General features: G+C 69.4%; 16 protein-coding genes and 1 pseudogene. 6 read left to right on the forward strand and 11 right to left on the reverse strand.

What is annotated here, in order from left to right; genetic code table 11:
* The first annotated feature begins 68 nt into the window (after positions 1–68).
* Positions 69–1,244 (forward strand): glycoside hydrolase family 1 protein, encoded by a 1,176-nt coding sequence (locus tag E3T49_RS05235; protein ID WP_134423913.1) that lies wholly within the window; start codon positions 69–71, stop codon positions 1,242–1,244.
* Between the two features lie 112 nt (positions 1,245–1,356).
* On the opposite strand, the gene E3T49_RS05240 is transcribed toward E3T49_RS05235, so the two are convergent.
* The 4 genes from E3T49_RS05240 to purD form a co-directional block, all read right to left on the reverse strand.
* Positions 1,357–2,184, reverse strand: a complete 828-nt coding sequence (locus E3T49_RS05240; protein ID WP_134423927.1) for a VOC family protein — start codon at positions 2,182–2,184, stop codon at positions 1,357–1,359.
* Between the two features lie 111 nt (positions 2,185–2,295).
* A complete protein-coding gene (locus E3T49_RS05245; RefSeq protein WP_134423914.1) occupies positions 2,296–2,679 on the reverse strand; it encodes a VOC family protein in 384 nt (127 codons plus the stop codon).
* Positions 2,680–2,783: 104 nt separating this feature from the next.
* On the reverse strand, positions 2,784–3,785 hold the full coding sequence (locus E3T49_RS05250; RefSeq protein ID WP_134423915.1) for a phosphoribosylaminoimidazolesuccinocarboxamide synthase: 1,002 nt from the start codon (positions 3,783–3,785) through the stop codon (positions 2,784–2,786).
* A gap of 370 nt (positions 3,786–4,155) precedes the next feature.
* The gene (gene purD / locus E3T49_RS05255) at positions 4,156–5,424 is read right to left on the reverse strand and encodes a phosphoribosylamine--glycine ligase (protein WP_134423916.1); all 1,269 of its coding nucleotides are present in this window, start codon (positions 5,422–5,424) and stop codon (positions 4,156–4,158) included.
* A 259-nt stretch (positions 5,425–5,683) separates the two neighbouring features.
* Here purD and E3T49_RS05260 point away from each other — a divergent pair, with 259 nt between their 5' ends.
* Positions 5,684–6,043, forward strand: a complete 360-nt coding sequence (locus tag E3T49_RS05260; protein ID WP_134423917.1) for a sterol carrier family protein — start codon at positions 5,684–5,686, stop codon at positions 6,041–6,043.
* A 162-nt stretch (positions 6,044–6,205) separates the two neighbouring features.
* On the opposite strand, the gene E3T49_RS05265 is transcribed toward E3T49_RS05260, so the two are convergent.
* Complete coding sequence (locus E3T49_RS05265) at positions 6,206–7,165, reverse strand: ribokinase (RefSeq protein ID WP_134423918.1); 960 nt, start codon at positions 7,163–7,165, stop codon at positions 6,206–6,208.
* 89 nt (positions 7,166–7,254) lie between these two features.
* On the opposite strand from E3T49_RS05265, the gene E3T49_RS05270 reads away from it, so the two are divergent.
* From E3T49_RS05270 to purM, 3 genes are all read left to right on the forward strand, one after another.
* Positions 7,255–7,653, forward strand: coding sequence for a hypothetical protein (locus E3T49_RS05270; protein WP_134423919.1), 399 nt, complete (start codon positions 7,255–7,257; stop codon positions 7,651–7,653).
* Between the two features lie 76 nt (positions 7,654–7,729).
* A complete protein-coding gene (gene purF / locus E3T49_RS05275; protein ID WP_134423920.1) occupies positions 7,730–9,340 on the forward strand; it encodes an amidophosphoribosyltransferase in 1,611 nt (536 codons plus the stop codon).
* Positions 9,337–10,440, forward strand: a complete 1,104-nt coding sequence (purM, locus tag E3T49_RS05280; RefSeq protein WP_134423921.1) for a phosphoribosylformylglycinamidine cyclo-ligase — start codon at positions 9,337–9,339, stop codon at positions 10,438–10,440. The genes purF and purM overlap by 4 nt, the downstream gene beginning before the upstream one ends.
* 199 nt (positions 10,441–10,639) lie before the next feature.
* On the opposite strand, the gene E3T49_RS05285 is transcribed toward purM, so the two are convergent.
* The 5 genes from E3T49_RS05285 to E3T49_RS05305 all read right to left on the reverse strand — a co-directional run bounded on the left by E3T49_RS05285 (position 10,640) and on the right by E3T49_RS05305 (position 14,498).
* Positions 10,640–10,897 carry a DUF3073 domain-containing protein gene (locus E3T49_RS05285; protein ID WP_134423922.1) on the reverse strand — a complete coding sequence of 86 codons (258 nt, stop codon included), beginning with the start codon at positions 10,895–10,897 and terminating at the stop codon, positions 10,640–10,642.
* A 170-nt stretch (positions 10,898–11,067) separates the two neighbouring features.
* A complete protein-coding gene (locus E3T49_RS05290) occupies positions 11,068–11,436 on the reverse strand; it encodes a fluoride efflux transporter FluC (RefSeq protein ID WP_198414216.1) in 369 nt (122 codons plus the stop codon).
* Positions 11,433–11,849 carry a fluoride efflux transporter FluC gene (locus E3T49_RS05295; RefSeq protein WP_134423923.1) on the reverse strand — a complete coding sequence of 139 codons (417 nt, stop codon included), beginning with the start codon at positions 11,847–11,849 and terminating at the stop codon, positions 11,433–11,435. The genes E3T49_RS05290 and E3T49_RS05295 overlap by 4 nt, the downstream gene beginning before the upstream one ends.
* 3 nt (positions 11,850–11,852) lie before the next feature.
* Positions 11,853–13,922: an APC family permease gene (locus E3T49_RS05300; RefSeq protein ID WP_420898532.1), complete on the reverse strand. Its 2,070-nt coding sequence runs from the start codon at positions 13,920–13,922 to the stop codon at positions 11,853–11,855.
* Between the two features lie 135 nt (positions 13,923–14,057).
* Positions 14,058–14,498 carry a MarR family winged helix-turn-helix transcriptional regulator gene (locus E3T49_RS05305; protein ID WP_134423924.1) on the reverse strand — a complete coding sequence of 147 codons (441 nt, stop codon included), beginning with the start codon at positions 14,496–14,498 and terminating at the stop codon, positions 14,058–14,060.
* A gap of 43 nt (positions 14,499–14,541) precedes the next feature.
* Between E3T49_RS05305 and E3T49_RS05310 the strand changes: the two genes are divergently transcribed.
* Entirely contained in the window at positions 14,542–14,808 is a 267-nt protein-coding gene (locus tag E3T49_RS05310) for a hypothetical protein (protein WP_241972660.1), read from the forward strand.
* Positions 14,809–14,888: 80 nt separating this feature from the next.
* Here E3T49_RS05310 and E3T49_RS16115 read toward each other — a convergent pair.
* Positions 14,889–15,303, reverse strand: a pseudogene (locus E3T49_RS16115) (hypothetical protein); the annotation flags it as partial.

The following is a 15,303-nucleotide window of genomic DNA, read 5'->3' on the forward strand; positions in this document are numbered from 1 at the left end:
GCGGCTCCACGGCCGTCCGCTTTCTTCGAAATCTCAGTTTTCCGTTCTTTTCAGTGCAAGGAGTTATCGTGCTCAATTTTCCCAAGGGCTTCCTCTGGGGTGCCGCCACGGCCGCCCACCAGATCGAGGGCAACAATGTCAACAACGACTGGTGGGTGAAGGAGCATGCCGTCGGTACGCAGATCGTCGAACCCAGCGGTGACGCCATGGACAGCTATCACCGCTTCGGTGAGGATATGAAACTGCTTGCCGACGCCGGCCTGAACTCCTACCGGTTCAGCATCGAGTGGAGCCGGATCGAACCCGCGCCCGGCTTCGTCTCCCGTGCCGAGATCGACCACTACCGACGGATGGTCGACACCGCCCTCGAGTGCGGGCTCAACCCGGTCGTCACGCTGATGCACTTCACCGTGCCGCAGTGGATGTTCGAGAAGGGCTTCTGGCGCAATCCCGACGCCCCCGAGCTGTTCGCCCGGTTCACCGAGCTGGCCCTTCCGATCGTGTCCGACGGCGTCGACTACGTCTGCACCATCAACGAGCCCAACATCGCCGCCATGCTCGCCGGCGGGGAGAGCGCCGCCAACCTGGTGGCGTTCGGCCTGCCGCGACCCGACCTGCAGGTGGCCGACGCGCTTCTCGCGTCGCACAAGGCCTCCCGCGAGGTGCTTGCCTCGGTGCCCGGGCTGAAGTCCGGCTGGACCGTCGCCACCCAGGCGTTCCATTCCACGGGCGAGCCCGGGGCCGACGAGAAGCTGCGCGAGTACGCCTATCCGAGCGACGACTGGTACCTCGAGAATGCCCGCGGCGACGACTTCATCGGCGTGCAGGCGTACACGCGCACGTTCATCGGACCGGACGGCCCCCTCCCGGTCCGGGATGACGTGGAGACCACGCTGACCGGCTGGGAGTTCTTCCCGCCGGCGCTGGAACTCGGCGTGCGCGCCGCCTGGGAGCTCAGCGGGCACGTGCCCGTCATGGTCACCGAGAACGGCATCGCCACCGCCGACGACACCCGTCGGATCGACTACACGGATGGCGCCCTCCGCGGCCTGCACGCCGCCATGGAGGACGGCGTCGAGGTGCTCGGCTACCTGCACTGGAGCGCCCTGGACAACTACGAGTGGGCGAGCGGGTTCCGGCCCACATTCGGCCTGGTCGCCGTCGACCGGGAGACGTTCGTGCGCACGCCGAAGCCGAGCCTGGCCTGGCTGGGCGAGGTCGCCCAGCGGAACGGGCTCGCCTAGCACCATACGGATGCCGAGTGTCGCCGTTTCTGCCGAGAGTCGCCGTCCTGGCGGGTCACCTCGGCACAAGCGGCGACACTCGGCGGGGCTGGGGGACCTCCGCGCCGTGGTCCTACTTCGTGCGCACCACGATCTGGTTGCCCCACGGGTCGTCGAAGCCGAGGGTCTGCCCGTCGTGACGGGTCTGCACGCCGAAGTGGGACATCCGTTCGTTCAGAGCACCGATGTCGTCGGCACCCGGAAGGATGATGTCGACCTCGCCGAGCCCGAGCGCGAGGCGGCGCTTGCCGGCGCCGGCGCTGTTCCAGGTGTTCATGGCCATGTGGTGGTGGTAGCCGCCGGCAGAGACGAACAGGGCCTGGCCGCCGAGGTTCGCGGTGGCCTCGAAACCGAGCCGGTCCACGTAGAACTCCCGGGCGGTGCCCACATCGCCGACGGACAGGTGCACGTGCCCGACGATCGCGTTGCCGACCGACGGATGCGCCTGGCCGTCACGGGTCAGATGCTCGCCGATGAAGGTGTTCGGGTCGAGGTAGAGGGTGTCCATTTCGACCTGGCCGTGGCTCCAACTCCACTCGGTGCGGTCGCGGTCCCAGTAGAGCTCGATGCCGTTTCCCTCCGGGTCGGTGAAGTAGAAGGCCTGGCTGACGAGGTGATCGGCGCTGCCGGTGAACGATCCCGGATGCCTCGTGCCCACCGAGTACACGGCCGCGGCGAGCTGCGCCTGCGTGTCGAAGAGGATGGCGGTGTGGAACAGTCCGCTCGAGCGGGGCTCGGCGGCGGCCAGCTCCGGGGCGTGCTGCAGGATCACGATCGGCACGGTCCCGCGGCCGAGCACGGCGACCGGCCCGTCGTGGCTCTGCAGCTCGAGGGTCACCGCGTCGCGGTAGTACGTGATCATGGCGTCGAGGTCACCCACGCGCAGGGTCACCGCGCCCATGCCGGTGGACGCGGGCAGCAGGTCGTTCGCAGATCGATTCACACTGGCCTCAACGGAGGACGCGCCCTCGGTATTCCGGCGGAGCGAGCGCGCTACGCCGGCCGGGCGCCGCTACTGCTCGTCTTCGTGGAGCTGGATCAGGTTGCCGCAGGTGTCGTCGAAGAGCACCGAGGTGCCATCGGCATCCGTGCTGGGGGCGCCGGCGAACTGGACGCCCAGGGTGCGGAGCCGCTCATATTCGGCGTGCACGTCCGGGGTGCCGAACACGATGGCCGGCAGCCCGAGGCTGCGGATGCCCTGCGCGTACTTCTGGGACACCTTGTTGTCGGTCGGCTCGAGGAGCAGGCCGACCCCGTCGGGGTCCTGCGGGGACTTGACGATGTACAGCTGGTGCTCCGGCATGGCCAGCAGCTTCTCGAATCCGAGCACGGACGTGTAGAAGTCGAACGCGGCCGCGGGATCGTTCACGTGGACACTGCACATCTTGATTCGCATGGCCGGAGCGTATCATTGTGCGGCCTGTGGCCGCCGGGCTGTGACGCCCCACGACGGTGCGACCGGCGGCCCGGACGCCTGCGCCGAGCCGGCCCCGGAAACGCCTACGCGGAGCCGGCCCCGGACGCCGCGCTCGTCAGCCGCTCCAACAGTTCCCGGTAGCGGGCCGCGGTCTGCTCGATGATGTCCGCCGGGAGCGCCGGCGGCGTGCCGGTCATATCCCAGTGGGCCGCGAGCCAGTCGCGCACGATCTGCTTGTCGAAGCTGGCCATCCGCTGCTCCGGGGTGGTGCCGGACTGCCAGCGGGAGGCGTCCCAGTAGCGGCTCGAGTCGCTCGTGAGCACCTCGTCGGCGAGCGTGATGGCACCCGTGACACGGTCGGCGCCGAACTCGAATTTCGTGTCCGCCAGGATCACCCCGGCCCTTTCGGCGATCACCGAGGCGCGTCCGAAGATCTCCAGCGACAGGCGGCGCAGCTCGTCGGCGACGGATGCCCCGACCAGCTCCACCGTGCGATCGAACGAAATATTCTCGTCGTGTTCGCCCATCGGGGCCTTCCAGGCGGGCGTGTAAATGGGCTCCGGCAGACGGTCCCCGTTCTGCAGGCCGGCCGGCAGCGGGATGCCGCAGACCGTCTGGTCGGACTGATATTCCTTCCAACCCGAACCGGTCAGGTACCCGCGCACGACGCACTCGATCGGGAACATGTCGAGGGTTTTGCAGAGCATGGCCCGCCCGGCGACGGCGTCCGGGATCAGGCTGGTCACGGACCCGTTGACGGTGTGGTCGGGCACGAGATGGTTAGGCACGCCCGCGAGCTGGTCGAACCACCACAGGCTGAGCGTGGTGAGCAGTTCACCCTTGCCGGGGATGCCGGGCTCCAGCACGTGGTCGAACGCGCTGACGCGGTCGCTGGCGACCACGAGCACGCGCGCGGCGGTTGCGAGGTCGGCCGCGGCATCCGTGCCCGCGGTGTCGTCGGGGCCCGACGGCAGCGAGGTGGGCGACGTCGGGACGTAGAGGTCGCGCACCTTGCCCGAGTAGGCGTGGCGCCACCCCGGCAGGTCGGGCGGGGCGGATGCGGCGGGCTGGTCGAGTGCGGTCACGGCTACATTCTTGCAGGCGAAGGGGCTTACTCAGGAGAATCGCGGTGCGGGCATCCCCAGGATGGTGTTTCCTGGCGGATCCAGCCCGTGCCGCGATTCTCCAGCGTTGGCCACAGAGAAGTGGCTGACACCGGGGCCGACTGTGCGCCGACTGGTGCATAACTCCTGCAATTTCCGGGCCGGACGTCGACCCGCCGCGTGATTCCGGGGGTCCTGCCGAGCCCGTGCGAGAAATTGCAGGAGTTATGCACGCCGCAGGCCGGGTGGCTCAGTCGGCCGGGTGGCTCAGTCGGCCGGGTGGCTCAGTCGGCCGGGTGGCTCAGTCGGCCGGGTGGCTAAGTCGGCCGGGCGGCTCCGGCAGCCGGGTGGCTCAGTCGGCGACGCGGGCGGCGATGTCGGTGCGGTACTGCGAGCCCTCGAGCGAGATGAGGGTGAGCGCCTCGTAGGCGCGGGCGCGGGCATCCGTGAAGCCGTCGCCGACCGCCACGACGCTGAGCACACGTCCACCGGTGGAGACGAGCAGGTCGTCGATCACAGCGGTCGCCGCGTGGGCGATGCTGACGCCGGGCACGGCGGATGCCGCGTCGAGGCCGGCCAGCGCACGCCCGGTGACCGGCGCATCCGGATAGTTCTCGCTCGCGAGCACGACCGTGACGCAGGCCTCGGGGGAGAAGACCGGGCGGGCCAGGCCGCCGAGGCCGCCGGTGGACGCCGCCAGCAGCAGACCCGACAGCGGCGTGACCAGCCGCGGCAGCACGACCTGGGTTTCCGGGTCGCCGAACCGCGCATTGAATTCGATCACCCGGATACCGTCGGCCGTGAGAATGAGCCCGCAATAGAGCAACCCGATGAAGGGGGTGTCCTCGTCGGCGAGCCGGCGCACCGTGGGCAGCGCGATCGTTTCGATGACCTCGTCGACGAAGGCCTGCTCACTGCCGAACTCGGCATCCAGCCAGGGCAGCGGCGAGTAGGCACCCATGCCACCGGTGTTCGGGCCGAGGTCGCCGTCGCCGAGGCGCTTGTAGTCCTGGGCAGGGGAGAGGGGCAGCACACTGTGGCCGTCGCTGAGGAGGAAGAGGGAGACTTCCTGGCCGTCGAGGAACTCCTCGATCAGCACGCTGCCGTGCTGCAACCAGTGCGTGGCGTGGGCGAGTGCGGCGTCGCGGTCGGGGGTGACGAGCACGCCTTTGCCGGCGGCGAGACCGTCCGCCTTGACCACGTACGGGGCTCCGAAATCGTCGAGCGCGGCCGTGGCTTCGGCGAGCGAGCCGGCACGCTCGGCGCGTCCGGTGGGCACATGGGCGGCATCCATGATGCGTTTGGCGAAGGTTTTGCTGCCTTCAAGGGCGGCCGCGGCCTGACCCGGGCCGAAGACCGGGATGCCCCGCGTGCGCAGGGCGTCGGCGACTCCGGCAACCAGAGGCGCCTCCGGACCCACCACGACGAGCTCGATGCCGTTGAGGTTGGCATAGTTCGTGACCTGCTCGGGGTCCGCCGGGTCGAGCGGGACCACCGGTACGTCCCGGGCGATGCCGGCGTTACCGGGCGCCGCCACGATGTCGTGGCGCGGCTCCTCTCGGAGCAGCGCGGTGATGATGGCGTGCTCGCGGGCACCGGAACCGAGGACCAGAATTCTCACCCCGTCAGGTTAGCGGATGCCGCCCCGACCCGCGCGGGCCAGCGCTGAGGCGGCAACGGTGTGAGAGAGCCCGTTCCGGTCGAGAGTGACCCGCGCAATGGGCACTCTCGACCGCAATGGGCACTCTCGACTGCAACGGGCACTGCGACGCGCAGGTGAGGCCGACAGCCGACCGAGAGCAGGCGGCGCGGGAGGCACGTCCGGTGGGAGGCGCGTCCGGCGGCAGCCGCGGCCGGCGCACAGGAGGCAGACTGGACACATGGCACGAGCGAGGATCGACGACGGCGTGGGACGCGCGGCGGTACACGAGCACGCGGCACAGCAGGGGGAGGTGAGCCGGGACATCCGTGCCCTGGCGGTCCGGTACACGCTGCAGCTGCTCGCCGAGAAGGCCACCGGCAACACCCTCGAGGTGCGCGTGCCGCCGTTCGGGGCCGTGCAGTGCATCGCCGGCCCGCGCCACACGCGCGGCACACCGCCGAACGTCGTCGAGACGGATGCGCCCACCTGGCTCGCCCTCGCCACCGGAACCCTCTCCTGGGCCGACGGCATCGCATCCGGTCGCATCGCCGCCTCCGGGCAGCGCGCCGACCTCGTCGGCCACCTGCCGCTGCTCTGAACCGGCCTCTCCCGGCTCAGCGGCGTTTTGCCGCGCGGGCGGCGGCCGCGCGGCTCGGCGACCCTCCCTCCGGCTGGGGTTCGTCGGTTCCGGTCGAGTTCGACCTGTGTGCCACGCGAAGTCGACCGAAAGTGTCGAACTCGGCGGGACAAGGGCCGGCCGTCAGATCAGGATCGCGGTGACCTCGGCGAGGGTGGGCATCGAGGTGATGGCACCCGGGCGGGTGACCGAGACGGATGCCGCGACCGTCGCCCAGCGCACCGCGTCGATCATCTCCGCTTCGGTGACGCCGGCAGGCCCGGCAGCGGCAGGCCCGGCAGGCTCTTCTGCCGTCCGCTCGCGACGAGCCCCGGTCGCCAGCCGCGCCACCAACGCCCCCACGAACGTGTCGCCGGCTGCGGTTGTGTCGACCATGCCCACCGGGCGGGCCGGCGCGAGGCCGAGTGCGGAGCCGTCGAACGCGACGACGGCTCCCTCCTCACCCAGAGTGACGATCGCCCACCGGCTGCCGCGGCTCAGCACCTCGGCCGCGCGCACCGGGTCGTTCTCACCGCTGAGCTCGGCGGCCACGGGCCGGCCGGGCACGATCAGGTCGACCAGGTCGAGGAATCCGGCGGGCAGCGCCATCGCGGATGCCGGTGTGAGCACCGTGAAGACTCCGGCGTCCCGGGCGATGGCCAGTCCTTCCGTCAGTGCCGTCACGGGCAGCTCGCACTGCAGCACCAGGAACGCCGCCGCGGTGATCATCGAACGCTGCACCTCCGTGAGCTCGGCCAGGTCGGCATTGGCCCCCGGCACCACGACGATCGCCTTCTCGCCCGAGTCGACGACCGCGGTGTGCGTGGTGCCGGTCGGCGTCGGGGACCACTCGAGACCGGCGCCATGGATGCCCTCCGTCACCAGCACCCCGCGCAGCTGTTCCCCGTGCGGGTCCGCGCCGACCATGCCGAGGAAGTCCACCGCGGCACCCATCCGGGCCGCGGCGACGGCCTGGTTCAGGCCTGTGCCGCCCGGGCCGACGCTGAACCCGGAGCCGACCATCGTCTCACCCGGGCGGGGCAGCCCCGGCTGCCGCACCACGTGGTCCATGTTCGCGCCGCCGAGTACCGCAATCCTGTTCATCCGCACAGTCTGTCATCCGCTCAGTCCGGCATCCGCTCGGCCGGGCCGGCACCTGCCGCAGGACCGCTCTCGCGTGCGAGAATAGGGGAGTGACTTCAGACCAGCAGCCCGAGCAGTCAGCAGCGTCCGGCCCCGGAGAGAGCGCCGGCGAGTCGGTTGTGGACAAGTCCACCGTCACCGTGCGACGATCGCCCCGCTACTTCAACTTCATGATTCTCGGCGCCCTGACCGGTGCCATCACTGCCCTGATTCTCACGGTCGTGTTCCCGGAGAACGCCGAGTTCGGGGCCACCCAGGTCTTCGGATTCCTGTTGCTCGCTTTCGTCGCCCTGGGCGTCACACTGGGCGGCGTCGTGGCGATCATCATCGACCGGTTGATCTCTCGCCGCGGAACGACGGTCATCGTCGATAGAATGGCACCGCTCGAGTCGAGTGATCCCGAGGCTCCGGATGCCGCGGCCACCCCCACGGATTCCGACCAGAACTAGCCCACCGGCACTCCCGGTCACCCCACAACTCTCAGCACACATTCCCCCGAGCACTGATAGTAGAAGAGGCACCGATTTGGCTGGCGGCGACGGACTATTAGGTCACGATCTACTTCCCGGAGAGAAGGGGCCGCAGGATGCCTGCGGCGTCTTCGGCGTCTGGGCTCCCGGCGAGGAGGTGGCCAAGCTCAGCTACTTCGGCCTCTACGCCCTGCAGCACCGCGGCCAGGAATCGGCCGGGATCGCCACCAGTGACGGCTCGAAGATCCTGATCTACAAGGACATGGGCCTGGTCTCCCAGGTCTTCAACGAGGCCGCGCTGAGCACCCTGATCGGTCACATCGCCGTCGGGCACACGCGCTACTCGACCACCGGGTCCTCGAGCTGGCAGAACGCCCAGCCCACCCTGGGCCGCACCTCGGGTGGCACGGTCGCCCTCGGCCACAACGGCAACCTCACCAACACGGCCGAGCTGCTGCAGCTCGTGCACGAGCGTTACCCGAAGGTGGAGGGTGAGCTCGCCCGCGGCAACACCACCGACACCGCCGTGATCACGGCCCTGTTCACCGGCGACGTCGACCACACCCTCGAGGTCACCGCACTCGAGGTGCTGCCGCGCCTGCGCGGCGCCTTCTGCCTCGTCTTCATGGACGAGACCACCCTGTACGCCGCCCGCGACCCGCAGGGGGTGCGCCCACTGGTGCTCGGCCGTCTCGAGCGCGGCTGGGTCGTCGCCTCCGAAACCGCCGCCCTCGACATCGTGGGGGCCAGCTTCGTGCGCGAGGTCGAGCCGGGCGAGCTGATCACGATCGACGAGGACGGCCTGCGCACGCAGCGGTTCGCCGAGGCGAAGCCCGCCGGCTGCGTGTTCGAATACGTCTACCTGGCCCGGCCAGACACCACCATCGCCGGCCGCGGCGTGCACGAGGCTCGGGTCGAGATGGGCCGCCGCCTCGCCCAGGAGTACCCCGTCGAGGCCGACCTCGTCATTCCGACCCCCGAGTCCGGCACCCCGGCGGCGATCGGCTACGCGCAGGCATCCGGCATTCCGTTCGGCCAGGGCCTGGTGAAGAACTCCTACGTGGGACGCACGTTCATCCAGCCGTCGGAGACCATCCGGCAACGCGGGATCAAGCTCAAGCTCAACCCGCTCAAGGCCGTGATCAAGGGCAAGCGGTTGATCGTCGTCGACGACTCGATCGTGCGCGGCAACACGCAGCGCGCCCTGGTCAGCATGCTGAGGGAGGCCGGCGCCGCCGAGGTGCATGTGCGCATCTCGAGCCCGCCGATCACCTGGCCGTGTTTCTACGGCATCGACTTCGCCTCCCGTGCCGAACTCATCGCGACCGGCCTCGGCGTCGACGAGGTACGCCAGGCCATCGGCGCGGACTCGCTCGGCTACCTCTCGCCGGAAGGCATGATCGCCGCCACCGAGCAGCCGCCCGAACGCCTGTGCACGGCCTGCTTCACCGGGGTCTACCCGATCCCGCTGCCCGACTCCGCGCACCTGGGCAAGAACCTGCTCGAGCGCCCGGCCGCCGCCTCCAACGGATGCGACCCGGGCCCCGACGCAGAGTTCGAGCCTCTGCTCGACCCCGCGACCTCCCTGCGCCCAGAGACGGCGCGCGAAGAAGCCCTGACCAAACAGGGTAAACCCCCGATCGGCGATCCAGGAAGACAAGAATGAGCAACGCGTCCTATGCGGCAGCCGGAGTCGACACCACGGCCGGCGATCTCGCCGTCTCCCTGATGAAGGAGGCCGTGTCGAACACGCACGGCCCCGAGGTCCTCGGCGGGTTCGGCGGCTTCGCCGGGCTCTACGACGTCTCCTTCCTCACCAGCTTCAAGCGCCCGCTGCTGGCCACGTCAACGGATGGCGTGGGCACCAAGGTCGCGATCGCCCAGGCCATCGACAAGCACGACACGATCGGTCAGGACCTCGTGGGCATGGTCGTCGACGACATCATCGTGGTCGGGGCCCGCCCGCTCTTCATGACGGACTACATCGCGTGCGGCAAGGTCGTTCCCGAGCGCATCGCGGACATCGTCGCGGGTATCGCCCGCGCCTGCGCCGCCACCGGCACCGCCCTCGTCGGCGGAGAGACCGCCGAGCACCCCGGCCTGCTCGGCGTGGACGACTACGACGTGGCCGGCGCCGCCACCGGCGTGGTGGAAGCCGACCAGGTCCTCGGCGCGGAGAAGGTGCGCCACGGCGACGTCGTCGTGGCGATGGCGTCCTCCGGCCTGCACTCCAACGGCTACTCGCTCGTGCGGCACATCCTCGCCACGCGCGGCATCGGCTACACCGACACCTCCGCCGAACTCGGCGGCGTGGTCGGCGAGGTGCTGCTCGAGCCGACCCGGCTGTACACCGGGCCGCTGCTCAGCGTGCTCGCCGACCCGGAGCTCGCCGGCGTCGTGCACTCGCTCAGCCACGTCACCGGCGGCGGCATCGCGGCGAACCTCGCCCGCGTGCTCCCGCTCGGCGCCTGGGTGGAGGTCGACCGGTCCACCTGGTCGCCGTCCCCGGTCTTCCGGGTGCTCAGTGAACTGGCCGGATCTTCGCTCGAGAGCTCGGAGGGCACCTGGAACCTGGGCGTCGGCATGTTCGCCGTCGTCGCGGCCGAGTCGGCGTCATCCGTGATCGCGCGCCTTGCCGCCGACGGCGTCCCCGCGTGGGTGGCCGGCCGTGTGTCGACGGCCCCGCACGATTTCACGGGCTTCGAGCAGGGTGCCAAGGGCGTGAACGGCGGTGCCGTGCGCCTGGTCGGCGGCTACGCGGCGTAGCCCGTTCGGCGGTCGGCCCGGCTCGCCCGCCCCGCCCCGCCCTGCACGGCTCGGGGATGGCTGTCGAGCGTCGCCGTTCGTGCCGAGAGTCGCCGTCGGTGCGGCGACTCTCGGCACAATCGGCGACTCTCAGCAAGGGAGGGCGCGCGCGCGGCGCGACGGCAGGCACGCCGACGGGGGCGGCCGTCAGGCTCGGGGCCTAGGCGCGCTTCTGCTCGTCTTCGGTGGCGTAGTGGTCGACGTACTGGTCGTCGTCGTCATCGTCGGTTTCCGCGGTCTTGCCCGGCTTGCCGGCCTCGTACTCCGGCCACTTCGCGAGGTCTTCGTCGAGGCGAGGGTCGCTGGCCGGATGCCCGGTGAGTTCGCGTTCGAGCGCGTTGTAGTTGGTGTCCGGGCTGAAGTACTTCAGTTCCCGGGCAACTTTGGTGTGTTTTGCTTTTTGACGGCCGCGCCCCATGCGAGACCCCCTAACGATGCCAGGCCGGGTGAGAGAAACGTCTCCCGGGAGTTGCCGAATATGGTGAAAACTAGCCGTCAGTTTAGCATGACGGGCCGAACGGACCGCGGGTGCAGATCACGAGCAGCGGCAGCCAGGCACGTTCGCAGGCAGCGTTATCTCACTGTACCTCAGCGGGAGAGAACGTACCCGGCCCCGCAGACCAGGAACCCGAGAAAAAGAGTAGCGGTCAGATTGAGGATGCCCGCCCGCCAGCGCCCGGTCAGCGCCAACTCGACCGTCTCAACGCTCCAGGTGCTGAAGGTGGTCAGGCCGCCGCAGACGCCCGTCAGCAGGATCAGCCGCACGTCGTCGGAGACCGCGGCGCGCTCCGCCAGCCCGAGAACCACGCCACCGATCAGCGACCCGGCCACGTTCACGATCAGCACGCCGAACGGCAGCCGCCCGGGGCCCACGGGAAGGGCGCGGGAGACGAGGAAGCGCACGACCGCCGCTGCGCCGCCGGCGGCGAGTACACCGAGAACCAGCCAGGCGCTCACAGGGTGCTCCCGGCATCCGGGATATCCGCCAGTGTGCGATGCCGAAGCAGCGCGCCCAGCCGCAGGCCGAGGGCCGCGGCGCCGAAACCGAGCAGGAGCGTCGCGGCGAGGTAGACCCAGCCCAGCGCCGAGGCGCCGGCCGCGACAAGAGCGACCAGGGAGACCATCACGGCGGAGTAGGTCGTGAACGATCCGAGCAGGCCCGTGCCAAGGGCTGCCTTGACCCAGGCAGGCAGGCCCGGTCGGGTCCACAGGCCGGCCACCAGCCAGCCGAGTGCGAGAGCACCGAGTGTGTTGGCGATCAGCGTGCTCACCGGGAAGGCGGTGTCGGTGTGCGGGAGCGCCTGGTCGATGCCGAGGCGGAGGCCCGTGCCGACCAGGCCGCCGAGGAAGACGGGAAGCGCCAGGCGCATCCGTTACTTCCTCTTGCGGCGGCGGGCGGCCGAGGGCCGGGACGTCGCCGGAACCGTGCCGACGGCGACCGGAGGCTTGACCGGCGCGTCCTTGGTTGCCGGCGCCAGCGGTCGGCGGGGGATCGGACGGGGGCGCACGGGTTCGCCGCGGCGGTCCTGGCCGGGCACGGGCCGGGACCGCCGGCCGTAGATCAGCTCGGAGGAATCAAGCAGCCACGGCACCAGAGCGATGGTGACGCCGTGCACCATCATGAGCTTCTGGCGCAACCGGCGGGCCTTGTGGTTGTGCAGGAGACCCTCCCACCAGTGGCCCACGATGTAGATCGGGGTGTACACCGTGACGACCTCGGAGCCGTGGTCTTCGCGCCGGTCCTTGATGTAGCAGATCAGCGGCCAGCTGATATCCCGGTACGGCGACTGCACGATGCGCAACGGCACCTGGATGTTCTGCTGCACCCAGGCGCGTTTGAGATCCTTGGTCTCGTCGTAGTCGACCGAGATGTGCACGGCTTCGATGCTCTCGTGGCGGGCGGCGATGGCGTAGTCCAGCGCCTTGAGCACGGGCTTCTGCATCTTGCCCACCAGCACGATGGCGTGGTCGCCCTGGGAGCCGAAGGTGGTGTGGGCATCCACTTCGATTTCCTTGGCCACATCCCGGTAATACCGGTTCACGCCGAGCATCAGGGTGAACAGCACGGGCATCAGAACGAAGACGAGCCAGGCGCCGTGGGTGAACTTGGTGATCGTGACCACGATCAGCACCACGCCGGTGAGCAGCGCGCCGAAACCGTTGATCGAGAGGCTGGCGATGATGGATGCCCGGTTCGGCGGGTTGGTCTTGAGCAGCTTGAGCCAGTGCCGCACCATGCCCGTCTGGCCGAGCGTGAAGGAGACGAAGACGCCGATGATGTAGAGCTGGATCAGCACGGTCAGGTTGGCCTGGTAGATCACCAGGATGACGCACGCGAAGAAGGCCAGCAGCAGCACGCCGTTGGAGTAGATCAGGCGGTCTCCGCGGGTGCTGAGCGATTTCGGTGCGTAGGAGTCCTTGGCGAGCACCGAGCCGAGCAGCGGGAACCCGTTGAACGCCGTGTTGGCGGCCAGCAACAGCACGGCCGCGGTCGCGGCCTGCAGAACGAAGAACATGATCGAGTTGTTGCCGAAGGTGGCGGCCGCGATCTGGGCGATCAGGCTGCGTTGCGGGGAGGTCGCGCACTCCTCCCAGCCGATCAGGTCGCAGGGGTTCTCCGCGTAGTGCACCTTGGCGAACAGGGCGAGGGCCGTCAGCCCGATGAAGAGCGTGATGGCGATGCCACCCATGAGCACCAGGGTGCGCTGGGCGTTCTTGACCTTCGGCCGCTTGAACGCGGGAACCCCGTTGGCGATCGCCTCGACCCCGGTGAGCGCGCTGCACCCGCTGGCGAAGGAGCGCAGCAGCAACAGGATGAAGGCTGACTGGGCCAGGTTCTGGGCCTCGACCTCGTAGTTGGCCGATTCGGCCATCGGGGTGTCGCCGAGGGCCACCCGGGTCAGACCCACCACGACCATCAACGCCACGGTGCCGATGAAGAGGTAGGTGGGGATGGCGAAGGCCTTGCTGGACTCGTGCACGCCGCGCAGGTTCACCGCCGCGAGCATGATCACGAAGAAGACCGCGAATTCCACTCGGAACGGGGCGAGCGCCGGGAGCGCGGAGATGATGTTGTCGACACCGCTGGCCACCGACACGACCACGGTCATCACGTAGTCGACGAGGAGGGCGGACGCGACGATGAGGCCGGCCTTCTCGCCGAGGTTCTTGTGGGCGACCTCGTAGTCGCCGCCGCCGGACGGGTAGGCCTTGATCAGCTGGCGGTAGGACGCGACGACCACGACGAGCAGAAGCACGACGCACGCCGCGACCCAGGGCGCGAAGCTGAGGAAGGCGAGCCCACCGAGCGTCAGGATCATCAGGAGCTCTTGCGGTGCGTAGGCGACGCTCGAGAGTGGGTCGCTCGCGAAGATGGGGAGGGCGAGGTGCTTGGGCAGCAACTGGCCGTCGAGCTTTTCGGTCGACAGCGGGTCACCGATGATCCACCGTTTCGGTGAACGTGTTTCCGGTACTGGGGGGCTTCCCTCTGGTATCACGAGGGTCGACACTACTCCCTTGGATTCCACTGTCAAATCCGTGGGAGTCGGGTGTTCCGTGGGCGTGTCGTGGGCGTGTCGTCAGGTGGTGTGCGAGGCCTCGATGACCCGCCACAGGGAACGGCGGAGGAGTTCGAGCTCGTCGTGGCTCATTCCCAATTTGTCGATGATGCGGGGAGGGATCGTGCGGGCCTCGTTGCGGAGGCTTCGTCCGATGTCGGTGAGCGAGACGTCGAGCACGCGTTCGTCCTGCTCGTTGCGGTGCCGGGCGATAAGTCCGGATGCCTCCAGTCTCTTGAGCAGAGGGGAGAGGGTGGCCGGTTCGAGCCGGAGCTCCTCGGCCAGATCCTTGACCCGGCAGGGCTCGCGCCCCCAGAGGGCAAGCATCACGAGGTATTGCGGATGGGTGAGCCCGTAGGGCTCGAGGACCGGGCGGTAGATCGAGATCACGCTGCGCGACGCGATGGCGAGGGCGAAGCAGACCTGATCCTCCAGACGGAGGAGGTCGGGGACATCCGTCACGGGCTTCCTCCGGTTCTGGGTATTAGTTAGTACACTAATGATTATGACACGCACGAGAAAAGAACCGAGTGACGAGCGTGGCCTGGTCGGCGTCATCGCCCGCCTCAACCGCCGGCTGCTGCCCTGGATCGGCCCGCCACCCCTCGGGCCCTACGACACGGTGACCCCCGCCGAAGTCGAGCAGACGCGGGCGCGCTCGGTGTGCCCGATCTGCGGCGCCCTGATGTCCCTGCACGAGATCGACCGGTCGGGTGAGCGCACCCAGATGCGTCACCCCACACCGGAGGAGATCGCGGCTCGTACCGTGTGACCCTTTCCCGAAGACAAACGGAGAACCCCCTCGCCGGGCGGCGAGGGGGTTCTCCGTTTCGGGTCGTGTGTCGGGACTTGTCAGCGACCGACCGAGTCGAGGATGCCCGCTCGCACCTCAATCAGGCGAGCCCGCAGTTCCGGCACGATGGAGGCCGGCACGCCGGAGCGCGTGGCTGCCTGGCGCAGGTCGGCTCGCAGCTGCTGGCGGAATTCGTTCAGCACCAGATCGGCCTCGTGCAGCGCTCGGTTGGACTCGAGGCGCGGGTCGGGTGCCCGTGCAGCAGTGGATTCCGGCTCGCCCTCGGTGGTGCCGGCGCGGGCGCCCGTCCCCTCGCCCGCGGTCGTCGGTGCGCCGTCGGGCACCGTCTGCTCTGCGGTGTCGCGGGTTCCCGTTTCGGACGCCGTGCCGGTCGGATGTCCCGGTGTGGTCGCTGCGGCTGCGGCGGCTGCCGCACCTGCTCGCGCCCCGGCGGCGGCACCGGCTGCCGCGCCG

It is taken from the genome of Cryobacterium cryoconiti (assembly GCF_004403065.1).
Lineage (GTDB): Bacteria > Actinomycetota > Actinomycetes > Actinomycetales > Microbacteriaceae > Cryobacterium > Cryobacterium cryoconiti.

Excerpts from the sequence above, each read along its gene's own strand:
- E3T49_RS05295 (WP_134423923.1), bottom strand. The coding sequence starts at position 11,849 with ATGCGCCTGGCGCTTCCCGTCTTCCTCGGCGGCCTGGTCGGCACGGGC.
- purM (WP_134423921.1), top strand. The coding sequence starts at position 9,337 with ATGAGCAACGCGTCCTATGCGGCAGCCGGAGTCGACACCACGGCCGGC.
- E3T49_RS05240 (WP_134423927.1), bottom strand. The coding sequence starts at position 2,184 with ATGGGCGCGGTGACCCTGCGCGTGGGTGACCTCGACGCCATGATCACG.
- E3T49_RS05285 (WP_134423922.1), bottom strand. The coding sequence starts at position 10,897 with ATGGGGCGCGGCCGTCAAAAAGCAAAACACACCAAAGTTGCCCGGGAA.
- E3T49_RS05260 (WP_134423917.1), top strand. The coding sequence starts at position 5,684 with ATGGCACGAGCGAGGATCGACGACGGCGTGGGACGCGCGGCGGTACAC.
- E3T49_RS05265 (WP_134423918.1), bottom strand. The coding sequence starts at position 7,165 with ATGAACAGGATTGCGGTACTCGGCGGCGCGAACATGGACCACGTGGTG.
- E3T49_RS05310 (WP_241972660.1), top strand. The coding sequence starts at position 14,542 with ATGACACGCACGAGAAAAGAACCGAGTGACGAGCGTGGCCTGGTCGGC.
- E3T49_RS05245 (WP_134423914.1), bottom strand. The coding sequence starts at position 2,679 with ATGCGAATCAAGATGTGCAGTGTCCACGTGAACGATCCCGCGGCCGCG.